General features: G+C 64.3%; 12 protein-coding genes. 10 read left to right on the top strand and 2 right to left on the bottom strand.

Annotated elements, in window-relative coordinates; all coding sequences use genetic code 11:
• Positions 1-6: 6 nt before the first annotated feature.
• The 8 genes from AB3X86_RS08080 (at position 7) to AB3X86_RS08045 (ending at position 8,814) form a co-directional block, all read left to right on the top strand.
• Entirely contained in the window at positions 7-921 is a 915-nt protein-coding gene (locus AB3X86_RS08080; RefSeq protein WP_368595560.1) for a site-specific DNA-methyltransferase, read from the top strand.
• Between the two features lie 80 nt (positions 922-1,001).
• On the top strand, positions 1,002-1,814 hold the full coding sequence (trpA, locus tag AB3X86_RS08075) for a tryptophan synthase subunit alpha (protein WP_368595559.1): 813 nt from the start codon (positions 1,002-1,004) through the stop codon (positions 1,812-1,814).
• A gap of 78 nt (positions 1,815-1,892) precedes the next feature.
• A complete protein-coding gene (gene accD / locus AB3X86_RS08070; RefSeq protein ID WP_176378872.1) occupies positions 1,893-2,765 on the top strand; it encodes an acetyl-CoA carboxylase, carboxyltransferase subunit beta in 873 nt (290 codons plus the stop codon).
• Positions 2,766-2,995: 230 nt separating this feature from the next.
• Positions 2,996-4,306, top strand: a complete 1,311-nt coding sequence (gene folC, locus AB3X86_RS08065) for a bifunctional tetrahydrofolate synthase/dihydrofolate synthase (RefSeq protein ID WP_176378873.1) — start codon at positions 2,996-2,998, stop codon at positions 4,304-4,306.
• 29 nt (positions 4,307-4,335) lie between these two features.
• On the top strand, positions 4,336-5,298 hold the full coding sequence (locus AB3X86_RS08060) for an SPOR domain-containing protein (protein ID WP_368595558.1): 963 nt from the start codon (positions 4,336-4,338) through the stop codon (positions 5,296-5,298).
• 7 nt (positions 5,299-5,305) lie between these two features.
• Complete coding sequence (locus AB3X86_RS08055) at positions 5,306-5,857, top strand: CvpA family protein (RefSeq protein WP_368595557.1); 552 nt, start codon at positions 5,306-5,308, stop codon at positions 5,855-5,857.
• A gap of 89 nt (positions 5,858-5,946) precedes the next feature.
• Positions 5,947-7,497 carry an amidophosphoribosyltransferase gene (gene purF / locus AB3X86_RS08050; RefSeq protein ID WP_368595556.1) on the top strand — a complete coding sequence of 517 codons (1,551 nt, stop codon included), beginning with the start codon at positions 5,947-5,949 and terminating at the stop codon, positions 7,495-7,497.
• A 120-nt stretch (positions 7,498-7,617) separates the two neighbouring features.
• A complete protein-coding gene (locus tag AB3X86_RS08045; RefSeq protein WP_368595555.1) occupies positions 7,618-8,814 on the top strand; it encodes an O-succinylhomoserine sulfhydrylase in 1,197 nt (398 codons plus the stop codon).
• Between the two features lie 18 nt (positions 8,815-8,832).
• Here AB3X86_RS08045 and AB3X86_RS08040 read toward each other — a convergent pair whose 3' ends face one another.
• Complete coding sequence (locus AB3X86_RS08040) at positions 8,833-9,621, bottom strand: AraC family transcriptional regulator (protein WP_368595554.1); 789 nt, start codon at positions 9,619-9,621, stop codon at positions 8,833-8,835.
• Positions 9,622-9,640: 19 nt separating this feature from the next.
• Complete coding sequence (locus tag AB3X86_RS08035) at positions 9,641-9,982, bottom strand: FKBP-type peptidyl-prolyl cis-trans isomerase (protein ID WP_176378877.1); 342 nt, start codon at positions 9,980-9,982, stop codon at positions 9,641-9,643.
• A gap of 197 nt (positions 9,983-10,179) precedes the next feature.
• Here AB3X86_RS08035 and AB3X86_RS08030 point away from each other — a divergent pair, with 197 nt between their 5' ends.
• Positions 10,180-11,001: a sensor histidine kinase gene (locus tag AB3X86_RS08030; RefSeq protein WP_368595553.1), complete on the top strand. Its 822-nt coding sequence runs from the start codon at positions 10,180-10,182 to the stop codon at positions 10,999-11,001.
• Positions 11,002-11,090: 89 nt separating this feature from the next.
• Positions 11,091-12,434, top strand: coding sequence for a hemolysin family protein (locus tag AB3X86_RS08025; RefSeq protein ID WP_368595552.1), 1,344 nt, complete (start codon positions 11,091-11,093; stop codon positions 12,432-12,434).
• The last annotated feature ends 31 nt before the right edge of the window (positions 12,435-12,465 follow it).

Here is a 12,465-nt window from a genome sequence, read left to right as displayed (position 1 = left end):
GCGGCGATGCGCGACGAGTTCGACGAGCCGCAGCCGGCCATTGAAACCACGAATCCGGCCGCCAAAATATCGGCGGCCGCGGCATCTGCACCGCTGCTTGCGCAAGTGCCGGCCGGCATTCAGCTGTTGAACCGCGATTTTCTGACCGATGTAGCGAACATTCCCGACGGGTCGATCGACCTGATCGTCTGCGATCCGCCTTACGGACTGGGGAAGGACTATGGCAACGACTCGGACATGCGCACGGGCGAGGAATTTCTCGTCTGGACGCGTGGCTGGCTCGATGTGGCTGTCCCGAAGCTCAAGCCGTCGGGTTCGCTGTACATTTTCTGCACCTGGCAATACGCGCCGGAAATCTTCAGTTTTCTGAAGACGAAACTCGTGATGATTAACGAGATCATCTGGGACCGGCGCGTGCCGAGTATGGGCGGCACCACGCGCCGCTTCACGTCGGTGCACGACAACATCGGCTTTTTCGCGGTGTCGAAGGACTATTTCTTCGATCTCGATCCCGTGCGCATCCCGTACGACGCAGTCACGAAGAAGGCGCGTTCGCGAAAGTTGTTCGAAGGAAGCAAGTGGTTGGAGCTTGGCTATAATCCGAAGGATGTCTGGTCGGTCTCGCGTCTGCATCGGCAACATGCCGAGCGCGTCGCGCATCCGACCCAGAAACCTCTGGAAATCGTCGAGCGGATGGTGCTGTCCAGTTGCCCGAAGGGCGGCCGCGTGCTCGACCCGTTCATGGGCAGCGGCACCACCGCAGTCGCTTGCGTCCGTCATCAGCGCGAATTCGTCGGCTATGAGATCAACGAGAGCTATTGCGCGATAGCGCGCGAGCGCGTCAGCGCCGCCGCTACGCCTGCTGCGCCGCGTCGGACCCGAGCGAAGCCGAAAATGCAGCCGTCGACCCAAGTGCAGTGAAAAGCGCGAAATATGCCGCTTATTCCGCCTAAACATGTGCGGCGATGAGCGCGCAGTAGCCCTAATTCGAGAATACTTCCATGTCCCGTATCAAGAACACGTTTGCCGCGCTGTCCGACCAAGGTAAGAAAGGCTTGATTCCGTTCATGACCGCTGGCGATCCGGACCCGGCTCGCACGGTCGAATTCATGCACGCGCTCGCCGCCGGCGGCGCCGATGTGATTGAACTCGGCGTGCCGTTTTCCGACCCAATGGCCGACGGTCCGGTGATCCAGCAGTCGTCCGAACGCGCGCTCGCAAAGGGCGTGTCGCTGCGTCACGTGCTGGCCGACGTCCAGCGCTTCCGCGAAACCGACGACAAAACCCCCGTTGTGCTGATGGGCTATGCGAACCCTATCGAGCGAATGGGCGCCGAGGCCTTTGCGAAAGCCGCGAAGGAAGCCGGTGTCGACGGCGTGCTGGTGGTCGATTATCCGCCTGAAGAATGCGCTAACTTCGCTGAACAGATGCAGTCTGCCGGTATCGATCCGATCTTTTTGCTCGCGCCGACTTCGACGGACGAACGGATCGCCGAAGTCGGCCGGATCGCCAGCGGCTACGTCTACTATGTGTCGCTAAAAGGGGTCACCGGCGCCGCGAATCTGGACGTTTCCAGCATCGCGAGTAAAATCCCGGCCATCAAGTCGCGCGTCCCCCTGCCAGTGGGCGTCGGTTTCGGCATTCGCGACGCGCAAACGGCGCGTGCGGTGGGCGAGGTGGCCGATGCCGTCGTGATCGGCAGCCGTATCGTTCAATTGCTCGAACAGGCAGCGCCTGACGCCGCTGCCGAGACGCTCAGGCGTTTCGTTGCTGAAGTGCGCGAGGCGCTCGATAGCGTCGCGACTGCCCGATAACAGTTATTTTTGTCGCGGTAACGTGAGCGGCGGGCTCGTCCCGCCGTTCGCGCGACTGCTGACCCAGAAGGATTCCCCATGAGCTGGCTCGATAAGCTGCTGCCGCCAAAAATCAAACAAACCGACCCGAAGAACCGCAAGGGAATTCCGGAAGGCCTGTGGATCAAGTGCCCGTCGTGCGAAGCCGTGCTGTATCGCAACGACGTGGAGGCCAATCTGCATGTGTGTCCGAAATGCGACCATCACATGCGCATCGGCGCGCGTGAGCGGCTGGACAGCCTGCTCGACCCTGAAGGCCGCTACGAAATCGGCCAGGAAATCGTTCCGGTCGACGCGCTGAAGTTCAAAGATAGCCGCAAGTATCCCGAGCGCATCAAAGAGGCGATGGACGAAACGGACGAGACCGATGCAATGGTCGTGATGGGCGGCGCGATTCACACGCTGCCGGTCGTCGTGGCGAACTTCGAGTTCTCGTTCATGGGCGGCTCGATGGGGTCGGTGGTCGGCGAGCGTTTCGCGCGCGGCGCACAGAACGCGCTCGAACAGAAAGTGCCGTTCATCTGCGTCACCGCTTCGGGCGGTGCGCGGATGCAGGAAAGCCTGCTGTCGCTCATGCAGATGGCGAAGACCACCGCGATGCTCACGAAGCTGGCGGAAGCCAAGCTGCCGTTCATCTCGGTGCTGACCGACCCGACGATGGGCGGCGTGTCCGCGAGTTTCGCGTTCCTTGGCGACGTCGTCATTGCCGAGCCCAAGGCGCTGATCGGCTTTGCCGGCCCGCGCGTGATCGAACAGACTGTGCGCGAGAAACTGCCGGAAGGCTTCCAACGCGCCGAGTTCCTTTTGCAAAAGGGCGCGATCGACATGATCGTCGATCGTCGCAAGCTGCGCGAAGAGATCGCGCAACTGCTGGCGCTGTTGAGCCATCAGCCGGCGGACGCGGTCGCGTAAGAACCGGGCACCGAAGCAATCAAGAAAATAGCGCGCCGCGTGAGCAATCAAGCGGCGCGCTGTCATTTCCGGGATAATTACGGTCGTCTGCGATGCCGTTTCGCGGTTTATGCGCACAAACCCGGTCTCTACCCATGACCGGCGACCGCGATCCGGACCGCGACCGCCTGACCAGCACCCTTCGCAGCACTGCAGAACCGAACTACCGCGACTCACTCAAGATTCACCCGATGACGACATTCCCCACCCTCGACGCGTGGCTCACGCACCTTGAATCCGCGCATCCGGTCGGCATCGACATGGGTTTGAGCCGCATCTCCCAGGTACGCGATGCGATGCAGCTGTCGTTCGCGTGCCCGATCATCACGGTCGGCGGCACGAACGGCAAAGGCTCGACCTGCGCGATTCTCGAAGCGATTCTGCTGCGCGCGGGCTACACCGTGGGCTGCCACACGTCGCCGCATCTGCTGTCGTTCAACGAGCGCGCGCGCATCAACGGCGCAATGGCGAGCGACGCAGATCTGCTGCCGCACTTCGAAGCGGTCGAAGCCGCGCGCCAGAGCCTGGCCAAACCGGTTTCGCTGACCTACTTCGAATTTACGACGCTGGCGATCATGAGCCTGTTCGCATCGCGCGGCCTCGACGCGGTGATTTTCGAGGTCGGCCTCGGCGGGCGTCTCGACGCGGTCAATATCCTCGATACCGACTGCGCGATCATCACCAGCATCGACATCGATCACACCGACTATCTCGGCGACACGCGCGAGAAAATCGCCTTCGAAAAGGCCGGTATCTTCCGCCCCGGCAAGCCGGCAATCTGCGCGGACCCGGTGCCGCCGCAATCGCTGATCGATCATGCGGAAAAGATCGGCGCGCAATTGTGGCTGTTCGGCCGCGACTTCCGTTACGAAGGCCAAGCCGGCAGCGAGCGTCAGCAGTGGAGCTACGTCGGACCGACGCTGCGGCGCTCGGCGCTCGCCTATCCGTCGCTGCGCGGCGCGAATCAGCTGATCAACACGTCGGCGGCGCTGGCCGGGCTCGAAGCATTGCGCGACCGTCTGCCGGTGTCGGCGCAGGACATCCGGCTCGGCATCGCCAACGTGGATTTGCCGGGCCGTTTCCAGGTGCTGCCGGGCAAGCCGTCCATCGTGCTCGATGTCGGCCACAACCCGCATGCCGCCGCGGTGCTTGGGCAGAATCTCGGCAACATGGGCTTTTTCCCGTACACGTACGCCGTGTTCGGTGCGATGCGCGACAAGGACATCGCCGGCGTGCTCAGTCATCTGAAAGGCGAGATCGATCACTGGTGCGTGACCGATCTGCCGACCCCGCGCGCCGCGTCCGCGCAAGAGCTGGAAACCGCGTTGCGCGAGCTGGGCGTGGACGACAGCGCCGACAGCAGCGTCACGCGTTACGCGACGCCGGCAGAGGCTTTCCAGGACGCGCTAAAACGTGCGTCAGAGAATGATAGAATCGTGGTTTTCGGCAGTTTCTATACGGTAGCGGGTGTGATGGCCTACCGGAAATCGCAGCAACACTGAGCGGGCGCCAGGCTCGAACCAAGCGATTCATGGGAATTTTCTCGTTCGGCAAGAAAGACGACGCGCCCAGCCGGCGCGGCGCAAACACCAGTTCCAATCGGTCCGCCCGCGGTGAGCGCGTCGAGCGGCGTACCCGCCGCACCGAGCGCACCGTCGATGCAGATGCAATGCTGCTCGACCCCACGCTGCCCGAAAAGCAGCGCGCGCGCCGCCGGCTCGTCGGCGCAATCGCACTGGTCGTCGCGGCGGTAATTATTCTGCCGATGGTGCTGGATTCGCACCCAAAGCCCGTCACCGACGACATCTCGATCGACATTCCTAGCCGGCCTGCGCCGAGGCTCTCCAGATCCACCGCCAACGAAGACGTGCAAGCTGGCGTCGCGCCGGACAATCCGCCGGCCGCCGACAGCGGCATCGCGGCGTCCAGCCTCGCGCCGGCAGCGACCGCGGCATCCGCGGCGACAACGGCGGCGGCCCCGGCCCCTGCCGCGAAACCAACACAATCGACTCAATCGACCGCAGCGAAGCAGGGCACGGCGCCGTCCGTCGCCACCGGCACCGTTACCGCCGCGACGCCGAAGCCCGCCGCGAAGCCGCAAGCGCAGGCACTCGCTGCCAACACCACTCCCGCCGCGCCCGCCAAACAGACGAAACCCCCCGCCGCCGCACCGTCGGCATCGACTGACGACGACGCGAATCCGGCCACCCCCAGCGCCGACGCGAACTCCGGCACGCCGGCCTCGCCGCCGGGCAACCGTTTCGCGGTGCAACTCGGCGCGTTCTCGAATGAAGCGAATGCGCGCAATTGGGCCGCGAAGTTGAAAGCGGCGGGCGTGCCCACATATACCGAGCACCGGAAGCAAGCCGACGGTTCGACGCTGACATTGCTGCGTGCGGGCCCGTTCGCCGACCGCGCCGCGGCCACCGCCGCTGTCGCGAAGGTCCGCGAGGCGGGCCTCGTGTCGGGCTCGAACGGCGGCAGCGCACAGTAAGCGAGCGATGTTCACTGCCTTCGACTACGCTGTAATGGCGGTGATCGGTTTGTCGGCGCTGCGAGGCGCCTGGCGCGGTTTGCTGTCGGAAGTGTTTGGTTTGATCGGCTGGGTCGCGGCGTTTTTCGTCGCCTGCGAGTTCGTCGGCTACGTGGTCCCGTACATCCCGTCCACCTGGCCGGGCGGCGCGTTGACGCAGTGGCTGCTGGCTTTTTCGCTCGTGGTGATCGGCGTAGTGCTGGTCGCGAGCGTGGTGAGCGCGCTGCTCAGCCGTCTCGTGCAGGTCACGGGCCTGGGCGGTGCGGACCGCTCGCTCGGTTTGATGTTCGGCCTCGTCCGCGGGGTCGTTCTGGTGCTGATTCTGGTCGCCCTCGCAGGCTTGACTGAACTGCCCAAAGAGGAATTCTGGCGCAACGCGCTGCTTCGTCCATATGCGGTTGCGGGCGTACGCGCAATGAAACCGCTGCTCCCCGAGGCGCTCGCCGCTTACGTCCATGTGGACGATCTGGCCGCCCCGAGCAACGCGCAACAGGACTCCGGCGCATACCGGCTGCCATGACGGCGTAGCGCGTCCCGTCGCATCGAAGCGCGGGCGCGAGCATAGGCACCGGTCGCCATCACGAATTTTGTACCTTTGAAGGACATGCCATGTGCGGCATCGTAGGCGTAGTTTCCCACTCCCCGGTCAACCAGCTGATCTATGACAGCCTGCTGCTGCTGCAGCATCGCGGTCAGGACGCCGCCGGCATCGCGACGGCGAACGGCAGCAATTTCCACATGCACAAGGCCAACGGCATGGTGCGCGACGTGTTCCGCACGCGCAACATGCGTAGCCTGCCGGGCACGACCGGCATCGGCCAGGTCCGTTACCCGACCGCCGGTTCGGCGTCGAGCGAAGAAGAGGCGCAGCCGTTCTACGTGAACGCGCCGTTCGGCATCATCCTCGCGCACAACGGCAACCTGACCAACTGGCAGCAGCTGAAAGATGAGATGTTCCGCATCGATCGCCGCCACGTGAACACCAATTCCGATACCGAAGTGCTGCTCAACGTGTTCGCGCACGAATTGCAACTGTCGAGTTCGGGTCTGCAACTCGATCCGGCCGCGCTGTTCAAGGCGGTATCGGGCGTGCATCGGCGGGTGCGCGGTTCTTACGCGATCGTCGCGCTGATCGCCGGCTACGGTCTGCTCGGCGTCCGCGACCCGTTCGGTATTCGCCCTCTGTGCCTCGGCAAGCAGGAAACGGCTGAAGGCGTCGAGTGGATGCTGGCGTCGGAATCGGTGGCGATCGAAGGCATTGGTTTCGAATTCGTGCGCGACGTGCAGCCGGGCGAGGCGGTTTTCATCGACGCGGAAGGCCAACTGCATTCGCAGCAGTGCGCGACGGCTCCGAGCCTGAACCCCTGCATCTTCGAACTCGTGTATCTGGCGCGTCCGGATTCGGTGCTCGACGGCGTGCCGGTCTACAACGTGCGTCTGCGCATGGGTGACTACCTCGCCGAGAAAATCAAGCGCGAGCTGCCCGACGTCGCGATCGACGTCGTGATGCCGATTCCCGACTCGTCGCGCCCGGCCGCGATGCAGGTCGCGAAGAAGCTCGGCGTCGAGTATCGCGAGGGCTTCTTCAAGAACCGCTATGTAGGCCGTACCTTCATCATGCCGGGCCAGGCGGTGCGCAAGAAATCGGTGCGCCAGAAGCTGAACGCGATGAACATCGAGTTCAAGGGCAAGAACGTGCTGATCGTCGACGACTCGATCGTGCGCGGCACGACGTCGCACGAAATCGTGCAGATGGCGCGCGATGCGGGCGCGAACAAGGTGATTTTCGCGTCGGCGGCGCCGCCGGTGAAATTCCCGAACGTCTACGGCATCGACATGCCGACGCGCGGCGAACTGGTCGCGCACGGCCGCTCGGACGAGGAAGTCGCGCGCATGATCGGCGCGGATCACCTCGTGTACCAGGACGTCGACGCGCTGAAGCAGGCGGTGCGCGATATCAACCCGGCGCTGAAGGCGTTCGAGGCTTCGTGCTTCGACGGCAACTACGTGACCGGCGACATCACGACCGAGTACCTCGACCGCATCGAAAGCGCGCGTCTCGCGCCGTCGTCGCAATCGGATCGCGATGCCGCGAGCGAAGCGATCGACGGTGGCGGCCCGGCGCGTTCGCAGCTGCATCTGCAACTGTCGGTGGGTTGAGCGCACACACCGCACCTTTCCGCACACGAAGCCCGCTTATGCCGACGCAAAGCGGGCTTTTTTGTTGCTGCCTCATTTAGCCGCCGAGGCAGCGACCGACTCCTCGAGACCAGACCCAACATGGACGACTCCCTGAACCTCGACTTCGACACGCTGGCCGTCCGCTCGGGCACCGCGCGCAGCGACTTCAACGAGCACTCGGAAGCGATCTTCCTGACCTCGAGCTTCCTGTTCGCGAGCGCCGCGGAAGCCGCCGAGCGCTTTAAGAACTCCGAAGACTATTTCACGTACTCGCGCTTCTCGAATCCGACCGTCTCGATGTTTCAGGACCGGCTGGCCGCGCTCGAAGGCGGCGAGGCCTGTATCGCGACGGCGTCGGGGATGGCCGCGATCATGTCGGTCGTGATGTCGACGTTGCAGGCGGGCGACCACCTCGTGAGCTCGCGGGCGCTGTTCGGCTCGACGCTCGCCATGTTTTCGCAGATCTTCAGCAAGTTCGGCATCACGACCACGTTCGTCGATCCGACCGATTTGAACGCGTGGAACGAAGCGGTGCGTCCCGAAACGAAGATGTTCTTCCTCGAAACGCCTTCCAACCCGCTGACCGAGGTTTCGGATATCGAAGCGATCGGCAGGATCGCGAAGGCCGCGAATGCGCTGTTCGTCGTCGATAACTGCTTCTGCAGCCCGGCGTTGCAGCAGCCGCTGAAACTGGGCGCGGACGTCGTCATGCATTCGGCGACCAAGTTCCTCGACGGCCAAGGCCGTGTGCTCGGCGGCGCGCTGGTCGGTTCGAAGCAATTCATCATGGAAAAGGTGTTTCCGTTCGTGCGCAGTGCCGGGCCGACGCTGTCCGCGTTCAACGCGTGGGTACTGTTGAAAGGCATGGAAACGCTGTCGCTGCGTGTCGAAAAGCAGTCGGCGAATGCGCTCGAAATCGCGCGCTGGCTCGACTCGCATCCGGCCATCAATCGCGTGTTCTATCCGGGACTCGAATCGCATCCGCAGCATGCGCTCGCGATGCGTCAGCAGAAGTCGGGCGGCGCGATCGTGTCGTTCGAACTGAAGGGCGACACGCCCGAACAGATGCGTGCGAACGCATGGCGCGTGATCGACGGCACGAAGGTTTGTTCGATCACCGGCAACCTGGGCGACACTCGTACGACGATCACGCATCCGGCGACGACCACGCACGGCCGCATCACGCCCGAAGCGCGCGCGGCGGCGGGCATCAGCGAAGGTCTGATCCGGCTTGCGGTGGGGCTCGAAAACGCGGCCGATATCCGTGCGGATCTGCAGCGTGGATTAGACGGCTGACAGGGACCTTCGCCGCCCTCAGTGCCGCAGCGCGCGCCACTGCCCGGGCGCCAGCCCAAAACGCCGCGTAAATGCGTGCGTGTAAGCGCTCTGATCGCCGAAGCCGATGTCGAGCGCGATATCGGTCAACGAAAGACGTGGGTCCGCGAGCAGCGTGATCGACGTGTCGAGCCGTAGCCGCTGCAAATAGCGATGCGGTGTCTCGCCGAACGCATCGGTAAACAGTTGGTGAAAACGCCGCATGCCGAAGCCGCAGTGCGCGGCGAGGTCGGCGATCTTCAGCGGCTCGGACAGATGCGCGCGCAGCCAGCGGTCGATACGCGCGAAATCGAGCCGAACGCCTTCGCTCTGCGCACCGGCGAGCGCCCCGGAATCGACGACCAGCGCGGCGCCCAGACGTGCGGCGGCATCCCAATGGAAGCGACGATGACCGAAGGCATCGTCTTGCGCTTCGCCCGCGCCGCCCGCCGCATGCACGGCAATCGTGTGGACGAGTTGCGCGAGCGCTGGATCGACGGCCACGGCTCGCGCGCGCTCGAACAGCCGCTCGGGCACCGCCAGCGACGTCGCGGGCAAATCGAGTACGAGCTGCCGGTTGGTGCCGACGCCCGAATATTCGTGCCGCGCGCCGGCCGGGATCAGCCATGCGGAGCCGGCGTCGATCTGCTCCGCGACGCCGTTCACCGCCATCACCATCGCGCCGTCGAGCCCCAGCACGACCTGGTGGAAGTCGTGCACGTCCGACGCTTCGATCGCGCCATAGCAGCGCAGCGAAACGTTAGGGGCGGTGACGGCGGCGTGGCTCATAACAACACTTAGGTGCAGCTCAGACTGCGAGCAGTTCGACTTCGAACACGAGCGTCGCGTTCGGCGGAATTACGCCGCCCGCGCCGCGCACGCCGTAGCCGAGTTGCGGCGGAATGGTCAGCTTGCGCTTGCCGCCGATCTTCATGCCTTGCACGCCTTCGTCCCAGCCCTTGATGACCATGCCGCCGCCCAGCACGAACGCGAACGGGTCATTGCGGTCCTTGCTCGAGTCGAACTTCTGGCCGTCGGTCAGCCAGCCCGTGTAGTGCACGGTCACGGTCTTGCCGGCGACGGCTTCGGCGCCGGTGCCTTCCACGAGGTCTTCGTACTTCAGGCCGGATTCGGTCGTCACAGTCGACATGCGTTGCTCCTCAGATCAAAAAACTTAAAAGCGACATTGTAGGCGCGTTGAAGCCGATCGCCGAATCTTGTCCGGTTTCGCGCATGGCATGCGGATTGCGGCGCGCCTCGCGGTTCGGCCCGGACTGGTCGGTCGGAACGGGATGCCTATAATGAGGCTTCCCCCCATCATCCAGCACTGCCTGAGAGGACTCGATCGTGACTACGTCACCCACCGGGACGGCTGGCGCCCAGCCCGCGTCGGCCGGCTTCGTCATCTCCGAACGCAGCGCGCTGCTGCGCGCGGAAACCGCGTTGTTCATGCGCGATCATGTGCTGTCGCTGGTGTCGCACGACCTGCGCGGTCCGTTGAATGCGATTCATAGCTGGGCGTACGTGCTCGAGCGCAAGCTCGACGCGAACGATCCCAACTCGCAGCGCGCGATCACCGGCATTCGCAGCGGCGTCGATCAGCAGGTGAAGCTGCTCGAGACGATCGTCGACGCGACGCGCGCCGAAACGAAATCGCTCGCGCTCACGTATGAACCTTTTCCGCTGCATCCGCTGCTCGCCGAAACCATCGAGGAAGTCCGCGCCGGCCTCGCCCGCGCGCGCGGCGTCGAAGTGCGGCTCGACTCGCAGATCGCCACCGAGCAACTGAACGGCGACCGCGCTCGTCTCGCCGCCGCGCTGTGGCTGATGCTGACGTTCGCCGTCGAAGCGAGCGCGCGGGGCGCCGAGGTCGCACTGGCCGCGCGGGCGGACAACGGCACATGGCATGCGAGCGTCGCGTACGAGCCGAACGAGGCCGCGTTGAACGACGCGGCGCTGCCGCACGTGCTCGAAGCGTTCGCGCGCAAGCAGGCGGGCGAGCCGCGCGAGGCGAAGCGCATCGCGTGGGTGTTCGCGTTGTGCAAGCGCGTCGCGGAGGCGCATGGCGGGAGCTTCGAGCAAAGCGATTCGACGGAAGCGGGCAGCGTCACCGCGACGCCCGCCACGCTCGTGCTGCGCGTGCCGTTCAGCGCGACGGTGCCGAAATGAGCGTCGCGCGCGAATGCGTCGCGCACAATAAATATTTCATAGAGCTTTCAACTCTATACTGACAACTTTTGTTGCCGGAGCCCGTCGCTTTGATACAGGTTGTCGCCCTCGTCGGTGCAATGTTTCTGGTTGCACTCAATGGCTTTTTCGTCGCTGCCGAATTCGGTCTGGTCAAACTCCGGCAGACCCGCGTACAAAGCCTCGCCACCCAGCATGGCATGCGCGGCCGTCTGCTCGCGAAGGTGCACGGACAGCTCGACGCATATCTGTCGGCGTGTCAGCTCGGCATCACGCTCGCGTCGCTCGGGCTCGGCTGGATCGGCGAGCCGGCTTTCGCGCAACTGCTGAGGCCGCTTTTCTCCTTGATCGGCGTCGAGTCCGAGAGGCTGACCCACGGCATTTCGCTGTTCTTCGCGTTCTCGTGCATTTCGTTCCTGCATATCGTGGTCGGCGAGCTCGCGCCGAAGTCTCTGGCGATCCGCGAGGCGGAGAAAATTTCGTTGTGGGCCGCAACACCGCTGTACGGTTTCTACTGGGCGATGTACCCGGCCATCTGGTTGCTCAACACGAGCGCGAACACGGTGCTGAAGGCCGCGGGCCTCGATACCGACCACGGCCACGACTCGCATTACTCGACCGAGGAACTCAAGCTGATCCTGCGCGGCCGCCGCGCGAACGTCGCGAGCGAACTCGGTTCGTCGAGCGGCGCGTACAGCCAGGACGAATGGAACACGATCGCGCATTCGCTCGACTTCTCGCGTATGACCGTATCGGACCTGATGCGGCCGTCGCATGAAATGGTCTGCCTGCGGCGCGATCTGCCGCTGCGCGAGAACATGCAGGTGGTCGCGCGGCACCGCTTCAGCCGCTATCCGCTGTTCGAGGATGCCGCGGGCCAACGCGTGGCCGGCATGATCCATCTGAAGGACCTGCTGCTCGCGCGTCAGGCGGGCAGCACGCTCGAAGACCTGTCGCGCTACGTGCGCCCCGTGCAGTACGTGAAACCGGACATGCCGGCGCTCGAACTGTTCCGGCGCTTTCGCAAAGGCGCGCCGCACTTCGCGCTGGTCGGCCACAAGAACGAAAAACCGATCGGCTTCCTGACGCTCGACAACCTGCTCGGCGCGCTGGTCGGACAGATCCACGACGAGTTCCGCCAGGGCGACGCCGACTGGACCCGCATGGACGACGGCACGCTGATGGGCAAGGGCAGCTTGCCGGTGGTGTCGCTCGAACGGGCGCTGGGTATCGACATCGATGAGGGCAAGGCCGAGTCCGTGGGCGGCCTCGTGATCCAGGCACTAAACGATCTGCCCGGCGAAGGGCAGCGCGTCGAATTCGAAGACTTCGACGTGGTGGTCAAGAAGATGAAGGGACCGCGCATCGTACTGGTGCGCGTGTATCCGAAGGTGTTCGACGACGAGGGCGGTTGAGGCCCGAGCCGATCCGAAGCCTCAACCCTGT

Origin of the sequence: Paraburkholderia sp. BR14374 (assembly GCF_040948685.1) — a bacterium.
Lineage (GTDB): Bacteria > Pseudomonadota > Gammaproteobacteria > Burkholderiales > Burkholderiaceae > Paraburkholderia > Paraburkholderia youngii.
This window is presented reverse-complemented; position numbering and strand designations above follow the sequence as displayed.

Excerpts from the sequence above, each read along its gene's own strand:
- AB3X86_RS08080 (WP_368595560.1), top strand. The coding sequence starts at position 7 with ATGCGCGACGAGTTCGACGAGCCGCAGCCGGCCATTGAAACCACGAAT.
- trpA (WP_368595559.1), top strand. The coding sequence starts at position 1,002 with ATGTCCCGTATCAAGAACACGTTTGCCGCGCTGTCCGACCAAGGTAAG.
- accD (WP_176378872.1), top strand. The coding sequence starts at position 1,893 with ATGAGCTGGCTCGATAAGCTGCTGCCGCCAAAAATCAAACAAACCGAC.
- folC (WP_176378873.1), top strand. The coding sequence starts at position 2,996 with ATGACGACATTCCCCACCCTCGACGCGTGGCTCACGCACCTTGAATCC.
- AB3X86_RS08060 (WP_368595558.1), top strand. The coding sequence starts at position 4,336 with ATGGGAATTTTCTCGTTCGGCAAGAAAGACGACGCGCCCAGCCGGCGC.
- AB3X86_RS08055 (WP_368595557.1), top strand. The coding sequence starts at position 5,306 with ATGTTCACTGCCTTCGACTACGCTGTAATGGCGGTGATCGGTTTGTCG.
- purF (WP_368595556.1), top strand. The coding sequence starts at position 5,947 with ATGTGCGGCATCGTAGGCGTAGTTTCCCACTCCCCGGTCAACCAGCTG.
- AB3X86_RS08045 (WP_368595555.1), top strand. The coding sequence starts at position 7,618 with ATGGACGACTCCCTGAACCTCGACTTCGACACGCTGGCCGTCCGCTCG.
- AB3X86_RS08040 (WP_368595554.1), bottom strand. The coding sequence starts at position 9,621 with ATGAGCCACGCCGCCGTCACCGCCCCTAACGTTTCGCTGCGCTGCTAT.
- AB3X86_RS08035 (WP_176378877.1), bottom strand. The coding sequence starts at position 9,982 with ATGTCGACTGTGACGACCGAATCCGGCCTGAAGTACGAAGACCTCGTG.